Source organism: Citrobacter sp. Cy070 (assembly GCF_030332245.1).
Lineage (GTDB): Bacteria > Pseudomonadota > Gammaproteobacteria > Enterobacterales > Enterobacteriaceae > Citrobacter > Citrobacter youngae.
In genome coordinates, this window is record NZ_JAOWIG010000051.1 from 206397 (window position 1) to 225133 (window position 18737).

Below are 18737 nucleotides of genomic sequence, written 5' to 3' on the forward strand. Positions count from 1 at the left end.
TCGTTATGAAGCAGAGCCACTTTTTTGCCCACCTCTCCCGTCTGAAACTCATTAACCGCTGGCCGCTGATGCGCAACGTGCGCACCGAAAACGTGTCCGAACACAGTCTGCAGGTTGCTATGGTTGCTCATGCGCTGGCCGCGATCAAAAACCGTAAATTTGGTGGTCAGGTAAATGCTGAGCGTATTGCCCTGCTGGCGATGTATCACGATGCGTCAGAGGTGTTAACCGGCGATCTCCCTACCCCAGTGAAATATTTCAACTCGCAGATTGCTCAGGAATATAAAGCGATAGAGAAAATTGCCCAGCAAAAACTGGTCGATATGGTTCCCGATGAGTTGCGCGATATTTTTGCACCGCTCATTGATGAACATGCCTTAAGTGAAGAAGAAAGATCGATTGTTAAACAGGCCGATGCCCTGTGCGCGTATCTGAAGTGCCTGGAAGAACTCTCAGCCGGTAACAACGAGTTTCTGCTGGCGAAAACACGTCTGGAAAAAACGCTGGAGTCACGACGCAGCGAAGAGATGGACTACTTTATGGACATGTTTGTCCCAAGCTTTCACCTTTCATTAGATGAAATCAGCCAGGATTCACCACTTTAAACGATTTTGCCGGATGGCGGCTAACGCCTTATCCGGCCTACAGGTAGCGTGATATCCGTAGGCCTGATAAGCGCATCGCCATCAGGCGTTTACTGCGGCGGTCAAAACGGGAACAGCATCGGGATCATCACCACGCACACTGCCATGACAATCACCGTAAACGGTACGCCAATCTTCACGAAGTCGCTAAAGCTGTAGTTACCCGGCCCCAACACCAGCGTGTTAACAGGTGAAGACACTGGCGTCATAAAGGCGGCGGAAGCCGCCATCGCAATCACCATCGCAAAAGGATACGGCGAAACGCCCATCGACTTTGCCGCCGCCAGCGCAATCGGCGCCATCAGCACCGCTGTTGCGGTATTCGAGATAAATAAACCAATGGTCGCGCACAGCACGAACAGGCAGCCCAGCATCATATACGGGCCGTACCCACCACCAACGTCCATTAGCCCTTTCACCACCAGATCGACACCGCCGGTCTTTTGTAAAGCCAGCGCAAAAGGCATCATCCCGACGATCAAGATAATGCTTGGCCAGTGGATCGCCTTATAGGCGCTCTCTGCATCAATACACCGGAATTTCCCCATCAGCAGGCAGGCGATAATTGCGGCCACCGTATTGGGTATTTCATCCGTCAGCATTAACGCAACCATCAGAACCAGGCAGAAAATCGCGTGCGGTGCCTGGCTGTGTGCCGGAGACGCTTCACTGACTTCGACCGGCATGTTCAACACCACAAAGTCGCGGCCTTTTTTACCCAACGATGTGATAAGTTTCCAGTTACCCACGACCAGAATGATATCGCCCATCAGCAACGGTTCATCCACTACCGCGCCGTCCATCGCCGTACCATCACGCTTCACCCCGACGACATTCAGGCCGTAACGCGTACGAAACGCGATTTCCCTTACCGTTTTACCGATTAATTCTGATTCCGGGATCAACGAAATCTCAGCCATCCCCACATCAAGCGCCTGTTCGGAAAAATACTCGCCGCGCAGCACCATCGGCTCCAGCAATTGTTCACTGCAGAATTCGCGCAGATCGACATCAGCGGCGGACATATCAATGAGCAAAACGTCACGGGCACGGAACTCAGAGACCCCATTAACGTCCACAATCACGCGCCGAAAGCGACGCCAGCGCTCAACACCAATCACGTTCGCCCCGTAGCGCTCACGCAGCTTCAGGTCGTCAAGACGCTGGCCAATCATCGGCGAGCCGGGACGAATAGCCAGGCGGCGGGCGCGCCCCGTCAGACGATACTCTTTGATAAGATCGCGAAAGGTCCGGCGTTTCCAGCCATCCCCCTGTTGCCCGGAGTCCTCACCTTTGAGCATAAAACGCATCAGCAGCATGTAAATGATGCCGAGCACCAGAACAACCAGCCCAAGCGGGGTCACGCTGAAAAAGCTGAAACCGTTGAGTCCCTCGCGCAGTAACTCACTGTTGACGACCAGGTTGGGCGGCGTCGCCACCAGCGTCATCATGCCGCTGATAAGCCCCGCGAAGCTAAGCGGCATCATCAGACGCGAGGGCGAGGTTTGCATGCGCATAGATACGCTTAAAACAACAGGAATAAAAATCGCGACTACGCCAGTGGAACTCATAAAGGCACCGAGCCCGGCGACGGTGATCATCAGCAAAACCAGCATTTTGACTTCACTACTGCCGGCCACCTTCACCAGCCATGCCCCCATCACCGTTGCCACCCCGGTACGCACCAGGCCGTCACCAATGATAAATAAAGCCGCAATCAAAATAACGTTAGGATCGCTGAAACCCGAAAAAGCCTCTGAGATGCTCAGTGTTCCACTCAGAACAAAGGCAATGATGACCAACAGAGCAACTGCATCCATACGCACTCTGCCAGTGGCAAACAAAACGACGGCAATCGCCAACAATGAGAGAACCCATATCAATTCACCGTTCACAACATATCCTTGTTAAATGAGAGGGATGAGTCGATTCTGCCATAAAAAAGCCCCAACAATCTGGGGCTAAATCATGATCAGGTATTTCTTACTACGACCACATTTCCGTTGGGTTGCTTGGTCACGGAAATCTGTTCCAGACTGGTCAACGAAAAGTCGACCTCATCCAGACGCGGCGTGTCCGCAGGCGCATTGACCGCGATCACATGACACCCAGCCGCCAGTCCTGAAAGCACACCAGCGGGCGCATCTTCAACCACGGTACACTCTTGCGGTGCGAGACCCAGCAGTTGAGCGCCTAACAGATAAGCGTCTGGTTCTGGTTTCCCTCTTTTTACACGTTCGGCGGTGACAAACACTTCAGGCGCGGGAAGCCCCGCGACACGATGGCGCGCTCGTGCGACTGGCATAGAGCCTGAGGTCACAATCGCCCATGGAATACCCGCTTTATTGAGATGGTTGAGTAAATCAACAGCCCCCGGCAGCGCGGTGATCCCAGCGGTTTCCGTCGCTTCGATCTGCTCCAGACGGGTGAACTCCGCAGCGATCTCAGCCTCAGATTTGCCCACCATAAAGTGTCGTAGAGAGGTAATGGCCTGCTTGCCATGAATAAATCCGAGCACCTCGTCGTGATCGAGGCCAAAACGATCGGCCCAGTTGCACCACGCGCGTTCTACTGCGGGTAAGGAATCAACCAGCGTTCCATCCAGATCAAACAGAAAACCTTTGCACTGCACGCTCGCCCCCTCAGGCATTAATGATTTGGTTAATTTCATTCGCGCTCAGGTGATACTGGCGCGGGCAAGAGTGCCAGACGTTCAACATACGCTGATATTTTTCCCACATCGGGGTCTGGGCGTTGAAGCCATGCGTACCCGCATCAAAGTGGGTATAGCGACCTTCCACATTGACCATAAAGCGAACGTATCCGAGGAAACGGGCTTCCGTTGCGGCGTCAAAACCGAGGAAGGTCACGCGGCGCTCATCAATGGCCTGTGCATCCTTAAGATTAGTCCAGGACACATGTAATGCGTGATACATCTCCATAATATCGATAATCGTACGGCAGGTTTCTTCCGTCAGCTCACCAAACTCACGATCCAGCTCGCGCATCTGCAAACCGTAACCGCGTTCAATAATCGTCTGCAAACGACGATAACGCTCGGCGTTAGTGGGATCGAGCATAGTCATCATTTTGTACTGATTCGACAAAATCAGACGTTGAGCGTTGGTCATTTCCATTTGGGACTCCTGTATCACTACTACTGCGATGAAAAAAAAGAAGGCATCTTGTGCCTTCTTTTATATGCGTAATCAGGGGTCAATTACAAATCATCGAGGAAAGTTTTATCCAGTTGTTTGAAGGCACGCTTAAGCGTGTCAGCCAGCGCCTGGTAATCAGGCTTCCCTTCAACCGGCGATAACGCCTGTCCGGCTTCTTGTAATTTCCCCCGAACTTCGTAGAACCAGTTGAGAATCGAAGGCGGCAGCGGTGTCACGGAACGCTTACCCAACCACCACATGCCCTGCATTGGCAGGCTCAGCGCAAATAGCGCCGTTGCCACAGCCGGTCCCAACTGACCACCCAACGCAATTTGCCAGCATAACGTGAAGACGGCGATAGGCGGCATAAAACGGATTGCGTAACGTGTCATACGGATCACGCGGTTCTCTACAAACACAGGCGCGAGGCGCTTTTCCATTGGCCACGTCTTCGCGTAGTGCTGCCCCCGGCGGAACAAGCTAAAAAAATTGACGGAACGATTATCCGGTGTCGACATGGCGGTTACCTCAACTTCACATATAAAAATTAAAAAATTTGTGCAAAACAACAACTACAAAGGACATCGTTCAAAACATTTTGTCTTTGATACCCACATTCAGGTATCCTGTGCCGGCCTGTAAGGCCTTTAGTCCAAAATCATTGAGTCGTCAAATTGACACATAGTATGCCATTGGCTGAAAAATACGCAAAATGACATAGACTCAAAGGTATTTATTCCATCGTGCCCAAAAAGACCCTGGCGCATGATGTTAATCATAAACGTCGGTGTCATCATGCGCTACGCTCTATGACTCCCTGACGTTTTTTTAGCCACGTATCATAAATAGGTACTTCCATGTCGAGTAAGTTAGTACTGGTTCTGAACTGCGGTAGCTCCTCACTGAAATTTGCCATCATCGATGCAGTAAACGGTGAAGAATACCTTTCTGGTTTAGCCGAATGTTTCCATCTCCCAGAAGCACGTATCAAATGGAAAATGGATGGCGGTAAACAAGAAGCGGCTTTAGGTGCAGGCGCCGCTCACAGTGAAGCGCTGAATTTTATCGTTAATACTATTCTGGCACAAAAACCAGAACTGTCTGCTCAGCTGACTGCGATTGGTCACCGTGTTGTTCACGGCGGCGAAAAATACACCGGCTCTGTAGTTATCGACGATTCCGTTATTCAGGGTATCAAAGATGCAGCCTCTTTTGCACCGTTGCACAACCCTGCACACCTGATCGGTATCGCTGAAGCGCTGAAATCCTTCCCGAATCTGAAAGACAAAAACGTGGCCGTATTCGACACCGCGTTCCATCAGACTATGCCGGAAGAATCTTACCTCTATGCCCTGCCGTACAGCCTGTACAAAGAGCATGGCGTTCGTCGTTACGGCGCGCACGGTACCAGCCACTTCTTCGTGACTCAGGAAGCGGCAAAAATGCTGAACAAACCGGTTGATGAACTGAACATCATCACTTGCCACCTGGGCAACGGCGGTTCTGTTTCTGCAATCCGTAACGGTAAATGTGTTGATACCTCCATGGGTCTGACCCCGCTGGAAGGTCTGGTGATGGGTACGCGTTCCGGTGACATCGACCCGGCGATCATCTTCCACCTGCACGACACCCTGGGCATGAGCGTTGACCAGATCAACAAAATGCTGACCAAAGAGTCTGGCCTGCTGGGTCTGACCGAAGTCACCAGCGACTGCCGTTATGTTGAAGACAACTACACCACCAAAGAAGACGCTAAACGTGCAATGGACGTTTACTGCCACCGTCTGGCGAAATACATCGGTTCCTACACCGCGCTGATGGATGGTCGTCTGGATGCGGTTGTCTTCACCGGTGGCATTGGTGAAAACGCCGCGATGGTTCGTGAACTGTCTCTGGGCAAACTGGGCGTTCTGGGCTTCGAAGTTGACCACGAACGTAACCTGGCCGCACGTTTCGGCAAATCTGGTTTCATCAACAAAGAAGGTACCCGTCCTGCGGTGGTTATCCCAACCAACGAAGAACTGGTTATCGCGCAAGACGCGAGCCGTCTGACTGCCTGATTTCACACCGCCAGCCTAGCTGGCGGTGCTGTTTTGTAACCCGTCTAAATTGGCGGTAACGAAAGAGGATAAACCGTGTCCCGTATTATTATGCTGATCCCTACCGGAACCAGCGTCGGCCTGACCAGCGTCAGCCTTGGCGTGATCCGTGCTATGGAACGCAAAGGCGTTCGTCTGAGCGTCTTTAAGCCTATCGCTCAGCCTCGTGCCGGTGGCGATGCGCCTGACCAGACTACCAGCATCGTGCGTGCTAACTCTTCTCTGCCAGCCGCTGAGCCGCTGAAGATGAGCCACGTTGAATCTCTGCTGTCCAGCAATCAGAAAGATGTGCTGATGGAAGAGATTATCGCGAACTATCACGCGAATACTAAAGACGCTGAAGTTGTACTGGTTGAAGGCCTGGTCCCAACCCGTAAACATCAGTTCGCACAGTCTCTGAACTACGAAATCGCGAAAACGCTGAACGCGGAAATCGTCTTCGTCATGTCTCAGGGTACCGATACCCCGGAACAGCTGAACGAGCGTATTGAACTGACTCGCAGCAGCTTCGGCGGCGCGAAAAACACCAACATCACCGGCGTAATCGTTAACAAACTGAACGCACCGGTTGATGAGCAGGGCCGTACTCGCCCGGATCTGTCTGAGATTTTCGACGACTCTTCCAAAGCGAAAGTGATCAAAGTTGATCCGGCTAAACTGCAGGAGTCCAGCCCGCTGCCGGTTCTGGGCGCGGTGCCGTGGAGCTTCGATCTGATCGCCACCCGTGCAATCGATATGGCGCGTCACCTGAACGCCACCATCGTGAACGAAGGCGATATCAATACCCGTCGCGTGAAGTCTGTGACTTTCTGCGCACGCAGCATTCCGCACATGCTGGAACACTTCCGCGCAGGTTCTCTGCTGGTGACTTCCGCTGACCGTCCGGACGTGCTGGTTGCTGCATGCCTGGCAGCGATGAACGGCGTGGAAATCGGCGCCCTGCTGCTGACTGGCGGCTATGAAATGGACGCGCGCATCACTAAGCTGTGTGAACGTGCATTCGAAACTGGCCTGCCGGTATTCATGGTCAACACCAATACCTGGCAGACCTCTCTGAGCCTGCAGAGCTTCAACCTGGAAGTTCCGGTTGACGATCACGAGCGTATTGAGAAAGTTCAGGAATACGTTGCTAACTACATCAACGCCGACTGGGTTGAATCTCTGACCGCAACGTCTGAGCGCAGCCGTCGTCTGTCTCCACCAGCGTTCCGCTACCAGTTGACCGAACTGGCGCGTAAAGCGGGCAAACGCGTTGTTCTGCCAGAAGGCGACGAACCGCGTACCGTTAAAGCGGCGGCTATCTGTGCTGAACGCGGTATCGCAACCTGCGTACTGTTGGGTAACCCGGATGAGATCACCCGCGTTGCGGCGTCTCAGGGCGTTGAGCTGGGCGCTGGCGTTGAAATCGTTGACCCGGATGTGGTTCGCGAAAGCTACGTTGCACGCCTGGTCGAACTGCGTAAAAACAAAGGTATGACCGAAACCGTTGCCCGCGAACAGCTGGAAGACAACGTGGTTCTCGGTACCCTGATGCTGGAACAGGACGACGTTGACGGACTGGTTTCTGGTGCCGTTCACACTACCGCGAATACCATTCGTCCACCGCTGCAGCTAATCAAAACTGCACCGGGCAGTTCTCTGGTATCCTCCGTGTTCTTCATGCTGCTGCCGGATCAGGTTTACGTCTACGGCGACTGCGCGATCAACCCGGATCCAACTGCAGAGCAGCTGGCAGAAATCGCGATTCAGTCCGCTGATTCCGCAACTGCTTTCGGTATCGAACCGCGCGTTGCGATGCTCTCCTACTCCACCGGTACCTCTGGTGCAGGTAGCGACGTAGAGAAAGTACGTGAAGCGACTCGTCTGGCACAGGAAAAACGTCCTGACCTGATGATCGACGGCCCGCTGCAGTATGACGCCGCCGTTATGGCTGATGTAGCAAAATCCAAAGCGCCGAACTCTCCGGTTGCCGGTCGCGCTACCGTGTTCATCTTCCCGGATCTGAACACCGGTAACACCACCTACAAAGCGGTACAGCGTTCTGCCGACCTGATCTCCATCGGGCCGATGCTGCAGGGTATGCGCAAGCCGGTGAACGACCTGTCTCGTGGCGCGCTGGTAGACGATATCGTCTACACCATCGCTCTGACCGCGATCCAGTCTTCCCAGCAGCAGCAGTAATTTGCTGCGTGTGCCGGATGCTTTATCCGGCAACACATCCTGCTTATCAAACCGGAAATAGCTAATATTTCCGGTTTTTTTATATCTGTTTTTCCCGTTTGCATAATCTGAAACATTTACCAGGATGCGCTGCATCAATGAATAACTATTCTCCTGTTTGCATACTTACCCTCTTTTGCATTGCAACAGGGATAGTCTTTCATGTCAGCAGTAACAGAAACACGGCCAGCCAAAAAGTGGGCGATGCCCGACACGCTGGTGATAATTTTTTTCGTCGCCATTTTAACCAGTCTGGCGACCTGGGTTGTTCCCGTCGGGATGTTCGACAGTCAGGAAGTGCAGTATCAGGTTGATGGGCAAACCAAGACCCGCAAGGTTGTTGATCCCCACTCATTCCGTATTCTGACCAATGAAGCCGGTGAAGAGCAGTATCACCCGGTTAAGTTCTTTACCACCGGTGACGAAAGTCCTGGTCTGATGAACTTCCCGTTTGAAGGGTTAACCTCCGGCTCTAAATTCGGTACTGCCGTTGGCATCATTATGTTTATGCTGGTGATTGGCGGCGCGTTTGGCATCGTGATGCGCACCGGAACCATTGATAACGGCATCCTGGCGCTCATCCGCCATACCCGGGGTAACGAGGTCTTGTTTATCCCGGTGCTGTTTATTCTCTTCTCATTGGGTGGCGCGGTATTTGGCATGGGGGAAGAGGCTGTCGCCTTTGCCATTATCATCGCGCCGCTGATGGTACGCTTAGGTTACGACAGTATCACCACTGTGCTGGTGACCTACATTGCCACCCAAATTGGCTTTGCCAGTTCGTGGATGAACCCATTCTGTGTGGTTGTCGCACAGGGTATTGCCGGTGTCCCTGTGCTCTCGGGTTCGGGTCTGCGCATCGTGGTGTGGGTTGTGGCGACGATGATCGGCCTGACATTCACGCTGGCCTACGCGGCGCGCATCAAAAAGAATCCGCTGCTGTCACGCGTGCATGAATCAGACCGCTTCTTCCGCGAACAGCAGGATGAGGTCATTGAGCGCCGCTTCACGCTCGGCGACTGGCTGGTACTGATGGTGCTGACGGGCGTGATCGTGTGGGTCATTTGGGGCGTTATCGTCCACGCGTGGTTTATCCCGGAGATTGCCAGCCAGTTCTTCACTATGGGCCTGGTGATTGGCATTATCGGCGTCGTCTTTCGGCTCAACGGCATGACGGTTAACATCATGGCGTCCTCATTTACTGAGGGTGCGCGTATGATGATTGCCCCTGCCCTGCTAGTGGGTTTTGCCAAGGGGATATTGCTGCTGGTAGGCAATGGTGAAGCGGGCGATGCCAGCGTACTGAATACCCTGCTGCACAGCATCGCCAACGGCATTAGCGGTCTGGATAACGCCATTGCGGCGTGGTTTATGCTGCTGTTCCAGGCGGTATTTAATTTCTTCGTTACCTCCGGCTCCGGTCAGGCTGCGTTGACCATGCCGCTGCTGGCACCGTTGGGCGATCTGGTTGGCGTCAACCGTCAGGTCACCGTTCTGGCATTCCAGTTTGGTGACGGATTCAGTCATATTATCTATCCTACGTCGGCATCACTGATGGCAACGTTAGGCGTTTGTCGGGTGGATTTTCGTAACTGGCTGAAGGTAGGCGCCACGCTGTTGGGACTGCTGTTTATTATGTCCAGCGTGGTGGTGATTGGCGCGCAGATAATGGGCTACCATTAAACAACAAGGCCGGATAATGCGCATCAGCGGCTTATCCGGCCTACAACGACTCCCGATCCCGTCATCCAGGATCGGCGGTGCTGAATTTACTCAGCTTCTTCGTGTTTTTCGGCTTTCGCACTTTCATTCTTGGCGTTGCGGGTCATCCACAGCGCCAGTGCCTTCAGTGAGTCCGGTGTAAATTCATCACAGCGCGCGGTAATTTCTTCCGGCGTCAGCCAACACACTTCACTAATTTCTTCTTCCTGCAGCGCAAACGGTCCGTGAGAAACGCAGCTAAACAGCCCGCCCCAGACGCGACAGTTCTGGTCTTCAAAATAAAACTGACCGTGCTCGGCAAACGGGACACCTGCAATGCCCAATTCTTCTTCAGCTTCACGACGCGCGGAGTCCAGAAGCTGCTCATCAGCCTGAACAACCCCCCCCGCGGTAGCATCCAGCATACCGGGCATAAAGTCCTTTGTCTCAGTGCGACGCTGAACCAGAATTTTACCCATACCATCGTGTACAACGATATACGTTGCACGGTGGCGCAAGCATTGTGCCCGCATTTGTTCCCGGCTGGATTGTGCGATGACTTCATTGTCTTCATTCACAATATCCACCCATTCAGTACTTGCCAAACGACGCTGTTCCACCATCAGGAAACCTTCTTTTTTCTAGCGCTCTTACGGCGCGTTTACGTTTGTGGGGTAACTTACGGATTAATCTCGACCTGCGCAATAATACTTTGATCATTGAGTGCCATCACGCTGAGAACATTATCATCCAGAATCCCGTAGCTTGCCGTAAATCCCCCTTTCGGGATGCTTACCGAACCGGGGTTAAACTGGTAGATATCCCCACGTCGCTCTGCCACCGGCAGATGCGTATGTCCATAAACCAGCACATCGCCGGCGTTGAGCGGTGGTAAGTTATCCGGACCAAAAAGATGTCCGTGCGTCAGAAAGAGTCGCTGGCTGTCAGTCAGAATTTGCTGCCATGGCGCGGTTATTGGAAAATGCAGAAGCATCTGATCCACTTCGCTGTCGCAATTACCACGTACCGCAATTATCCGCGACGCCTGCTCATTCAAACGCTCGGCGACCTGCGCTGGCGCGTAGCCCTCTGGCAGCGCATTACGCGGCCCATGGTTCAATACATCGCCCAGTATCACCAGCCATTGCGCACCGCTTTGGGCAAACCGTTCAAGTACGCATTCCGTAGCCGGCAACGAACCATGAATGTCCGATGCGAACATCAGTTTCATCACTCACCCCTCGTTGAAAAATACCTTTCAATGATACTGGATTACGTCCCTACTTTCAGCAGGAACGCTTCGCTGAAAGCGCGATAAAACGTTGTACCGAAGCGCGTTGCCACTGGAAGGTGGCATACTCTGCGAGCTGTTCTGGTACATCATCGCCATTCAGAACCAGTCGATTAAGCATTAGCGCTAAATCGCTGTCTGCGATACACCATTCACCAAACAAATTCTGCTTACCGTGCGCCAGTAAACTGCCCGCCGTGGCAAACAATTTTTCCGCACTGGCCCTTCCTGCTTCCGTCAACGGACCTTTCTTCACGCCAGCAAAAACCACATCCGTCGAACGCTCTTCCCGGATAGGCATCAGATCGCTACGGAGCCAGGCCTGAACCTGGCGGGCGCGAGCCCGTTTTTGTAGATCGTGCGGATAAATGCGCTCCCATTGTGGTGGAGCGAAACGCTCTTCCAGGAACTCGGCAATCGCCGAGGATTCACTCAGTTCAAAACCGTCAATGTCAAGAACCGGTACGCGCCGCGTCAGCGCATACCCTTGCCATGAAGGTTGCAAGTGTTCGCCACTATTGAGGTTGACAGTTTTCAGCGTAAAAGGCAGCCCTTTCTCTTGCAGAGCGACATAAACAGACAGTACATAAGGGGAGAAAAAGTTGGCATCTGACCACAGCGTAATTGCAGGTTTGCTCATAATGTCCTCTGAAGTGTATTGGCTTTCTTTCAAAATATAGAGTCTTTCTCTCGCTGTCACTTGATGAAAACTCACACACGTCGGCAGCTTCTATACTTGTAGTGACCCGGTTCATGACAAAACGGACGCTGAAAATGATCGACCTTTACTACACTCCATCGCCAAACGGGCACAAAATCACACTGTTTCTCGAAGAGGCGCAGTTAAAATACCGTCTGATTCATGTAGATATCAGCAGAGGCAGCCAGTTCCGCCCTGACTTTTTGCTGATTTCACCGAATAATAAAATTCCGGCCATCATCGACTGCGCCCCGGAGGATGGCGGAAAACCCATTAGCCTGTTTGAGTCTGGCGAGATTTTACTCTACCTGGCGGAAAAGAGCGGTAAGCTACTCAGCGGCGAATTACGCGAGCGCCACACCACGCTGCAGTGGCTCTTCTGGCAGGTTAGCGGACTTGGGCCAATGCTGGGACAAAATCATCACTTCAGCCACTTCGCACCGCAGACTATCCCCTACGCCATTGAACGGTATCAGGTGGAAACCCAGCGACTGTACAACGTCATGAATAAACGCCTGGAAATATCACCCTGGCTGGGTGGCGATCATTACAGCATTGCCGACATTGCCTGCTGGCCGTGGATTAATCTCCACCAGCGCCAGCGTATCGACCTCGACAACTATCCGGCGGTCAATAACTGGTACGAACGTATCCGTACTCGTCCCGCAACAGAACGGGCGATGCAGCAAGCGCAGAGCGAGAAAAGTTAACGCGATTCGGTTCTCGTGTATCATGAAAAGGTTCATACATGGAGGAAACCTGCAATGTCACAACCTGACGCAATTATTCGTATAAAAAACCTTCGTCTGCGCACTTTTATCGGCATTAAAGAAGAAGAGATTCTGAACCGACAGGATATCGTCATCAATATTGCCATCCACTATCCAGCAGACAAAGCCCGGACCAGTGAAGATATCAACGATGCGCTGAATTATCGCACCATCACCAAGAGCATCATTTCGCACGTTGAGAGTAACCGCTTCTCATTGTTGGAAAAATTAACGCAAGATGTGCTCGATATCGCACGCGAACATCACTGGGTCACTTATGCTGAAGTGGAGATCGATAAACTTCACGCATTGCGTTACGCCGACTCCGTTTCCATGACATTGAGCTGGCAGCGCTAAACGTAACCCGGGAGGCGACATGCAGATTCTGATTACCGGCGGTACTGGCCTGATTGGACGTCATTTGATCCCCCGCCTGCTGGAACTGGGGCATCAGATTACCGTAGTGACACGTACTCCTGATAAGGCTCGTCAGATTCTGGACTCCCGGGTCACGCTTTGGAAAGGGCTGGAAGAGCAGCAAAACCTCGATGGCGTTGATGCTGTCATCAATCTTGCCGGAGAGCCTATCGCCGACAAACGCTGGAGCGCTGAGCAAAAAGAGCGTTTGTGCCAGAGCCGCTGGGGGATTACGCAGAAACTGGTCGATTTAATCAAGGTCAGCAACACGCCGCCTGCCGTACTCATCTCTGGTTCCGCTACGGGATACTACGGCGATCTGGGTGAAGTCGTTGTGACGGAAGAAGAACCGCCACATAATGAATTCACCCATAAGTTGTGCGCCCGGTGGGAACAGATCGCCAGCGCTGCGCAAAGCGACAAAACCCGCGTATGTTTGCTACGTACTGGCGTTGTATTGGCCTCTACAGGCGGGATCCTCGTAAAGATGGTTCCACCGTTTCGTCTGGGGCTTGGCGGTCCTATCGGCAATGGGCGTCAATACCTGGCCTGGATCCATATTGACGATATGGTCAACGGGATTATCTGGCTGCTGGATAACGATCTGCGCGGTCCCTTCAATATGGTTTCGCCATACCCGGTTCGCAATGAACAGTTCGCCCATGCGCTGGGTCATGCCCTAAACCGCCCGGCGATCCTGCGCGTTCCGGCAGCCGCTATGCGGCTGCTGATGGGCGAATCCTCGGTGCTGGTCCTCGGGGGGCAGCGCGCGTTGCCCAAGCGACTGGAGGGGGCAGGTTTTGCGTTTCGTTGGTACGATTTGGAAGAAGCGCTGGCCGATGTCATCCGATAATGTCTGATATCCCTTCACTGTTGCCATTGTGGTGGTATGGTTAAAAAACCAAATACCACAATGGCGACGTTATGGCGATAATATCAACACCCCGACTTACTCTCTCTTTATACCAACTCGCTGACTGGCCTTTTTTCCAGCGGCTACGAGAAAATCCGGACGTCATGCGTTTCATGGGTGATATCGCCCCAACCAAAGATACTCGCCTGCTCTTCGCCAGACGCCTTTCCGCTCGACATACCTTTGTTATCCGGGAGCACAACAACACGGCGCAACTGGGCGATATTGGCTTACAGATAAGCCATCTTTATCCTCAGGAAGCTGATATTGGCTATGCCATCACGCCGCGGGCGCAGGGAAAAGGGATTGCCAGCGAAGCCGTACGTGCCGTGTGCGATTATGCCTTTCAACAGGCTGGCGTAACGGCGATAAATGCCTATGTATTAGCCGGAAATACCGGGTCGATACGCATTCTGGAAAAAACAGGATTTATACGCACTCAGGTGCTTGAAAAAGCCTATGAAGTGAACGGCATAGCGTATGACGACTGGGTTTATCGTCTGGAGTACAGCGCGTTAAAGCGGTAGGCCCGGAAAGCGTAACGCCTCCGGGCAACTCACTTATTTCAGCGAGCCCTTGAGAAATTGCTGCAAACGCGGGCTTTGCGGATTACCGAATACCTGCTCCGGGTCGCCCTCTTCCTCAATTTTCCCCTGATGCAGGAAAATCACGTGCGTGGAGACATGTCGAGCGAATCCCATTTCGTGGGTCACGACCACCATGGTTTTACCCTCTTCGGCCAGCTGTTGCATAATACGCAAAACCTCACCCACAAGTTCTGGGTCAAGCGCTGATGTGGGTTCATCAAACAGCAACACTTCCGGTTCCATCGCCAACGCACGCGCAATAGAGACGCGCTGCTGCTGACCACCGGACAGATGTACCGGATATTTGCCCTGCGCGCGCTCATCAATACCGACTTTGGCCAGATACTTCACCGCACGTTCGCGGGCTTCCTGCTTGCTCAGCCCCAGCACCTGAATCGGCGCTTCCATCACGTTTTCCAGCACCGTCATGTGGCTCCACAGATTGAAGTGCTGAAAGACCATCGTCAGTCGCGTGCGTAGCAGACGCAGCTGATTTTTATCTGCAACCTTCAACTGACCGTCTTTATCGCGCACCAGGCCAATATTCTGACCGCTAACCACAATCGTTCCGGCACTCGGCTTTTCCAGAAAGTTAATGCAGCGCAGGAAGGTACTTTTACCCGAACCTGACGAACCAATAATACTGATAACATCACCCGCATTGGCCTGCAGCGATACCCCTTTCAGCACTTCATGTTCGCCGTAGTGCTTATGTAAATCGATAACGTTTAATTTATTTTCAGACATCGTGTTACTCGAATCATTTAGAGGATACATGCTGCAACCAGCGTTTTTCCGCTTTACGGAACAGACTGATCAGGGCATACGAAATAATCAAATACAGTACGGCGGCAATACCGAAGGCGGTAAACGGCTGATACGTTGCCGAGTTGATATCGCGGGCGATCTTCAACAAATCAGGCACCGTGGCGGTAAATGCCAGCGCCGTGGAGTGCAGCATTAAAATAACTTCATTGCTGTATGCCGGCAGCGCAATACGCAGCGCGGAAGGTAAAATAATGCAGCGATACAGTTTGAATGACGAGAAACCGTATGCGCGCGCGGCTTCAATCTCACCATGGGGTACGGAACGAATAGCCCCGGCGAAAATCTCCGTCGTGTAGGCACAGGTATTCAGCGTCAATGCCAGCACGGTACAATTCAGCCCACTGCGGAAAAATGCGTTAAGGAAGTCCGTTCCTTTGACGATCTCCAGCGTATACATCCCGGAATAGAACACCAGAAGTTGAACGTACAGCGGCGTGCCACGAAAAATATAGGTGAACAGCCAGATGGGAAACTGGATAAATTTATTACTGGAAACGCGACCAATCGCCAAAAACAGCGCCAGTATCCCGCCCATCACCACCGACGAAATCAGCAGCCAGAGAGTGATAGCAACGCCAGTGTAGCGATATCCGTCAGTCCACAGCAGGGACTTCCAGTATTCCTGAATAATCTCAATCACAGGTCAGCCCTCTTCACACCCACGGAGTAGCGGCGCTCAAGGTACAGCAGCACACCATTAGACACGGTGGTAAACACCAGATAGATGACCCCGCACACCACGGCAAAATAGAACGGCTCCCAGGTACTCTTCCCGGCAAGCTGAGTGGCTTTCACTACGTCTTCAAGTCCAAGCAGTGACACCAGCGCCGTGGCCTTAAGAATGACCTGCCAGTTGTTGCCTATTCCCGGTAAGGCATAGCGCATCATCGCCGGGAACATAATGCGGCGAAATATTTGTGAGCTGGTAAAACCGAATGCCGTCGCGGCCTCAATATGACCTTTTGGCACAGCCATGAACGCACCACGGAACGTTTCGGTAAAATAGGCGCCGTAGATAAACCCAAGCGTAATTATACCCGCGACCATCGGATCGATATCAATCTGGCCGATACCGATGGCATCGGTAATGGTATTCAGCGCAATTTGTAACCCGTAGAAGATGAGCAGCATTAAGACGAGATCGGGAACCCCGCGGATAAGCGTTGTGTACCCTTCGAAAATAAGCCCCATTGCCCGGCTTTGCGACAGCTTAGCTGCCGCGCCGACAAGACCTATCAGAACCGCCAGTACCACCGAGCTGAGTGCCAGCTCAAGCGTAACAATTGCGCCCTGTAAAATAACACCTGAAAAGCCATACAACATGCTGCCTGTCCTGTCGTGTGTGGTGGAGTAGTAAGCCTCTTTTGATTTCAGACTAACCGTTAAATGCCGGATGGCGGCTTTGCCTTATCCGGCCTACAAAATCACCGTAGGCCTGATAAGCGCAGCGCCATCAGGCATAAATTCAACGCGTCAAAAATCTACGGGCTTTATCAGCACCTGCGGTGATTAACCGCCGTAAACATCAAAATCGAAATACTTTTTCGCCAGCTTCTCGTAAGTCCCGTCAGCGCGCATTTCAGCAAAGGCTTTGTTCAGCGCTTCGCGCAGCTCGTTATCGTCTTTGCGCAGCCCCATACCGGTACCCACGCCGAATAACTTCTCGTCTTTCACAGACGGGCCGCCGAATTTGTAATCTTTACCGACCGGCTGTTTCAGGAAGCCTTCGCTGGCCGCGACTTCATCCTGGAATGCGGCGTCAATACGCCCGGCAGTCAGGTCAGAATAGATATTGTCTTGTCCCTGATAGGAGACAATTTCAATGCCTTTTGGCGCCCAGTGCTCGTTACCGAACGTTTCCTGAGTCGTGCCCTGCAGCACGCCGACACGTTTACCTTTCAGCGACTCAATAGTCGGCTGAATAGCAGAATCTTTAGCGACAACCAGACGCGAGTCGGCTGCATAAAGCTTGTCGGTAAAGGCAATTTCCTGCTGACGTTTTTCAGTAATGGAAAGCGAGGACATGATCGCATCGATTTTTTTCGCTTTTAGCGAAGGGATCAGCGCGTCCAGCGGGTTTTCCACGAAGGTACATTGCGTATTGATACGTTTGCACAGCTCTTTAGCCAGATCGATATCAAAACCGACTAATTCACCCTGCGCATTTTTCGATTCGAACGGCGCATAAGTAGGATCGGTACCGATACGAATTTTTTGCGGAATGGCGGCAAATGCTGCGGTAGCACTGGAGAAAGCCAGAACCAGAGAAAGAGACAACACCAGTTTTTTCATAACTATCCTCAACAGACTGTCTTTTATAGGGGATCTTTACAGGACCAGGTGCAGTTATCGTGCCATTAATCAGGCCGACAAGGCAAAGCATTCTACCCTGTCGGCGGTATTTATTTGCATGAAAAGCGCTTAAGTATGCACTCATGCTTATTAAGCCAACGACAAAAGCACCAAAAAAGTGCACTGAATGTATTATGCACCGTAATGGTTACCCGCAATGGTGCAGTCAATTCCCCGCTGCGGCGTATTAATCGCCGTAGACATTGAAGTTAAAATACTTACTCGCCATTTTGTCGTAAGTGCCGTCTTTGCGCAGTTCACCCAGCGCTTTATCAAAAGCGGCTTTCAGCTCGGTGTCATCTTTGCGCAAACCAATCCCGGTTCCGTCGCCAAAGTATTTTTTATCTTTTACCGAAGGACCTGCAAAGTCGTAGTCTTTACCGGCAGGCTGCTTCAGGAAGCCTTCGCTGGCCGCGACTTCATCCTGCAACGCCGCGTCGAGACGACCCGCCGTCAGGTCAGAATAAATGAGATCCTGGTTCGCATAGGCCACCACATCCACGCCTTTGCTACGCCAGTTGTCATTGGCATAGGCTTCCTGAGTAGAGCCTTGCAGCACGCCAACGTGTTTACCCTTGAGGGAATCCAGAGTCGGTTTAATTGGGGAACCTTTCGCGGCGATCAGACGTGAGTCTGCTGCGTAAAGTTTGTCTGAGAACGCAATCTCTTGCTGACGCTTCTCGGTGATAGAAAGCGAGGAGATAATGGCGTCAATTTTTTTCGCTTTCAGCGACGGGATCAGAGCATCAAAATCGCTGGCAACCCAGGTACATTTGATCTGCATGCGCTTACACATCTCGTTTCCCAGATCGATATCAAAGCCGACAAAGTCGCCTTTGGCATCTTTAGAGGAAAAAGGTGCGTATGTTGTATCTGTACCAATACGAACCGTCTGCGGAAGTGCTGCGTAGCTGGCCGCGGTGGCGGAAAGTCCTACCAGCAAAGACAAAGCAAGAACCGTCTTCTTCATACATAACCCTCAAGTGGCGTAATTTTATTATGTTTTACGTTGTGTTGTGTGTTTGCAGACTTTTTCATGCAGGTCTTATGCCATTTT

The 18737-nt window shown here is 52.3% G+C and carries 20 protein-coding genes; 8 read left to right on the plus strand and 12 right to left on the minus strand.

The window, feature by feature from the left end; translation table 11 throughout:
- Window positions 1-5 precede the first annotated feature (5 nt).
- Complete coding sequence (yfbR, locus tag OGY19_RS07050) at window positions 6-605, plus strand: 5'-deoxynucleotidase (RefSeq protein ID WP_061068221.1); 600 nt, start codon at window positions 6-8, stop codon at window positions 603-605.
- A 101-nt stretch (window positions 606-706) separates the two neighbouring features.
- On the opposite strand, the gene OGY19_RS07055 is transcribed toward yfbR, so the two are convergent.
- From OGY19_RS07055 to yfbV, 4 genes are all read right to left on the minus strand, one after another.
- On the minus strand, window positions 707-2539 hold the full coding sequence (locus OGY19_RS07055) for an SLC13 family permease (RefSeq protein ID WP_048211069.1): 1833 nt from the start codon (window positions 2537-2539) through the stop codon (window positions 707-709).
- A gap of 77 nt (window positions 2540-2616) precedes the next feature.
- Window positions 2617-3294 (minus strand): sugar phosphatase, encoded by a 678-nt coding sequence (locus OGY19_RS07060; protein ID WP_115601726.1) that lies wholly within the window; start codon window positions 3292-3294, stop codon window positions 2617-2619.
- Window positions 3287-3781 (minus strand): YfbU family protein, encoded by a 495-nt coding sequence (locus OGY19_RS07065; protein ID WP_003028086.1) that lies wholly within the window; start codon window positions 3779-3781, stop codon window positions 3287-3289. Before OGY19_RS07065 ends, OGY19_RS07060 begins: the two co-directional genes overlap by 8 nt.
- A gap of 83 nt (window positions 3782-3864) precedes the next feature.
- Window positions 3865-4320 carry a terminus macrodomain insulation protein YfbV gene (gene yfbV / locus OGY19_RS07070; protein ID WP_003028087.1) on the minus strand — a complete coding sequence of 152 codons (456 nt, stop codon included), beginning with the start codon at window positions 4318-4320 and terminating at the stop codon, window positions 3865-3867.
- Between the two features lie 339 nt (window positions 4321-4659).
- Between yfbV and ackA the strand changes: the two genes are divergently transcribed.
- The 3 genes from ackA (at window position 4660) to yfcC (ending at window position 9804) form a co-directional block, all read left to right on the plus strand.
- On the plus strand, window positions 4660-5862 hold the full coding sequence (gene ackA, locus OGY19_RS07075) for an acetate kinase (protein WP_048211067.1): 1203 nt from the start codon (window positions 4660-4662) through the stop codon (window positions 5860-5862).
- 75 nt (window positions 5863-5937) lie between these two features.
- The gene (gene pta / locus OGY19_RS07080; protein ID WP_048211066.1) at window positions 5938-8082 is read left to right on the plus strand and encodes a phosphate acetyltransferase; all 2145 of its coding nucleotides are present in this window, start codon (window positions 5938-5940) and stop codon (window positions 8080-8082) included.
- A gap of 201 nt (window positions 8083-8283) precedes the next feature.
- Window positions 8284-9804 carry a putative basic amino acid antiporter YfcC gene (gene yfcC / locus OGY19_RS07085; protein ID WP_048211065.1) on the plus strand — a complete coding sequence of 507 codons (1521 nt, stop codon included), beginning with the start codon at window positions 8284-8286 and terminating at the stop codon, window positions 9802-9804.
- Window positions 9805-9890: 86 nt separating this feature from the next.
- Here yfcC and yfcD read toward each other — a convergent pair whose 3' ends face one another.
- Genes yfcD through yfcF form a run of 3 tightly spaced genes read right to left on the minus strand, consistent with a single transcriptional unit; the run spans window position 9891 to window position 11753 of the window.
- A complete protein-coding gene (gene yfcD, locus OGY19_RS07090) occupies window positions 9891-10445 on the minus strand; it encodes an NUDIX hydrolase YfcD (protein ID WP_048211064.1) in 555 nt (184 codons plus the stop codon).
- 56 nt (window positions 10446-10501) lie between these two features.
- Window positions 10502-11053, minus strand: a complete 552-nt coding sequence (gene yfcE, locus OGY19_RS07095) for a phosphodiesterase (protein WP_048211063.1) — start codon at window positions 11051-11053, stop codon at window positions 10502-10504.
- A 55-nt stretch (window positions 11054-11108) separates the two neighbouring features.
- On the minus strand, window positions 11109-11753 hold the full coding sequence (gene yfcF, locus OGY19_RS07100) for a glutathione transferase (RefSeq protein WP_048211062.1): 645 nt from the start codon (window positions 11751-11753) through the stop codon (window positions 11109-11111).
- A gap of 134 nt (window positions 11754-11887) precedes the next feature.
- On the opposite strand from yfcF, the gene yfcG reads away from it, so the two are divergent.
- From yfcG to OGY19_RS07120, 4 genes are all read left to right on the plus strand, one after another.
- A complete protein-coding gene (yfcG, locus tag OGY19_RS07105; RefSeq protein ID WP_048211061.1) occupies window positions 11888-12523 on the plus strand; it encodes a GSH-dependent disulfide bond oxidoreductase in 636 nt (211 codons plus the stop codon).
- Between the two features lie 54 nt (window positions 12524-12577).
- Window positions 12578-12940, plus strand: coding sequence for a dihydroneopterin triphosphate 2'-epimerase (gene folX, locus OGY19_RS07110; RefSeq protein ID WP_005129505.1), 363 nt, complete (start codon window positions 12578-12580; stop codon window positions 12938-12940).
- Between the two features lie 19 nt (window positions 12941-12959).
- Window positions 12960-13853, plus strand: coding sequence for a TIGR01777 family oxidoreductase (locus OGY19_RS07115; RefSeq protein ID WP_048211060.1), 894 nt, complete (start codon window positions 12960-12962; stop codon window positions 13851-13853).
- 71 nt (window positions 13854-13924) lie between these two features.
- Window positions 13925-14440: a GNAT family N-acetyltransferase gene (locus tag OGY19_RS07120; protein ID WP_071887365.1), complete on the plus strand. Its 516-nt coding sequence runs from the start codon at window positions 13925-13927 to the stop codon at window positions 14438-14440.
- A gap of 33 nt (window positions 14441-14473) precedes the next feature.
- On the opposite strand, the gene hisP is transcribed toward OGY19_RS07120, so the two are convergent.
- The 5 genes from hisP to argT form a co-directional block, all read right to left on the minus strand.
- Window positions 14474-15247, minus strand: coding sequence for a histidine ABC transporter ATP-binding protein HisP (gene hisP / locus OGY19_RS07125; protein ID WP_061068225.1), 774 nt, complete (start codon window positions 15245-15247; stop codon window positions 14474-14476).
- A gap of 13 nt (window positions 15248-15260) precedes the next feature.
- Window positions 15261-15968, minus strand: a complete 708-nt coding sequence (gene hisM / locus OGY19_RS07130; protein WP_286596278.1) for a histidine ABC transporter permease HisM — start codon at window positions 15966-15968, stop codon at window positions 15261-15263.
- Window positions 15965-16651, minus strand: coding sequence for a histidine ABC transporter permease HisQ (locus tag OGY19_RS07135; protein WP_003028118.1), 687 nt, complete (start codon window positions 16649-16651; stop codon window positions 15965-15967). Before OGY19_RS07135 ends, hisM begins: the two co-directional genes overlap by 4 nt.
- A gap of 186 nt (window positions 16652-16837) precedes the next feature.
- Window positions 16838-17620 (minus strand): histidine ABC transporter substrate-binding protein HisJ, encoded by a 783-nt coding sequence (gene hisJ / locus OGY19_RS07140; RefSeq protein ID WP_003028120.1) that lies wholly within the window; start codon window positions 17618-17620, stop codon window positions 16838-16840.
- Window positions 17621-17867: 247 nt separating this feature from the next.
- Window positions 17868-18650, minus strand: coding sequence for a lysine/arginine/ornithine ABC transporter substrate-binding protein ArgT (argT, locus tag OGY19_RS07145; RefSeq protein ID WP_003028123.1), 783 nt, complete (start codon window positions 18648-18650; stop codon window positions 17868-17870).
- Between the last annotated feature and the right edge of the window lie 87 nt (window positions 18651-18737).

Bases quoted from the DNA above. Each gene is read 5' to 3' on its own strand.
- yfbR (WP_061068221.1), top strand. From the start codon at position 6: ATGAAGCAGAGCCACTTTTTTGCCCACCTCTCCCGTCTGAAACTCATT.
- OGY19_RS07060 (WP_115601726.1), bottom strand. From the start codon at position 3,294: ATGCCTGAGGGGGCGAGCGTGCAGTGCAAAGGTTTTCTGTTTGATCTG.
- OGY19_RS07065 (WP_003028086.1), bottom strand. From the start codon at position 3,781: ATGGAAATGACCAACGCTCAACGTCTGATTTTGTCGAATCAGTACAAA.
- yfbV (WP_003028087.1), bottom strand. From the start codon at position 4,320: ATGTCGACACCGGATAATCGTTCCGTCAATTTTTTTAGCTTGTTCCGC.
- ackA (WP_048211067.1), top strand. From the start codon at position 4,660: ATGTCGAGTAAGTTAGTACTGGTTCTGAACTGCGGTAGCTCCTCACTG.
- yfcC (WP_048211065.1), top strand. From the start codon at position 8,284: ATGTCAGCAGTAACAGAAACACGGCCAGCCAAAAAGTGGGCGATGCCC.
- yfcD (WP_048211064.1), bottom strand. From the start codon at position 10,445: ATGGTGGAACAGCGTCGTTTGGCAAGTACTGAATGGGTGGATATTGTG.
- yfcE (WP_048211063.1), bottom strand. From the start codon at position 11,053: ATGAAACTGATGTTCGCATCGGACATTCATGGTTCGTTGCCGGCTACG.
- yfcF (WP_048211062.1), bottom strand. From the start codon at position 11,753: ATGAGCAAACCTGCAATTACGCTGTGGTCAGATGCCAACTTTTTCTCC.
- yfcG (WP_048211061.1), top strand. From the start codon at position 11,888: ATGATCGACCTTTACTACACTCCATCGCCAAACGGGCACAAAATCACA.
- folX (WP_005129505.1), top strand. From the start codon at position 12,578: ATGTCACAACCTGACGCAATTATTCGTATAAAAAACCTTCGTCTGCGC.
- OGY19_RS07115 (WP_048211060.1), top strand. From the start codon at position 12,960: ATGCAGATTCTGATTACCGGCGGTACTGGCCTGATTGGACGTCATTTG.
- OGY19_RS07120 (WP_071887365.1), top strand. From the start codon at position 13,925: ATGGCGATAATATCAACACCCCGACTTACTCTCTCTTTATACCAACTC.
- hisP (WP_061068225.1), bottom strand. From the start codon at position 15,247: ATGTCTGAAAATAAATTAAACGTTATCGATTTACATAAGCACTACGGC.
- OGY19_RS07135 (WP_003028118.1), bottom strand. From the start codon at position 16,651: ATGTTGTATGGCTTTTCAGGTGTTATTTTACAGGGCGCAATTGTTACG.
- hisJ (WP_003028120.1), bottom strand. From the start codon at position 17,620: ATGAAAAAACTGGTGTTGTCTCTTTCTCTGGTTCTGGCTTTCTCCAGT.
- argT (WP_003028123.1), bottom strand. From the start codon at position 18,650: ATGAAGAAGACGGTTCTTGCTTTGTCTTTGCTGGTAGGACTTTCCGCC.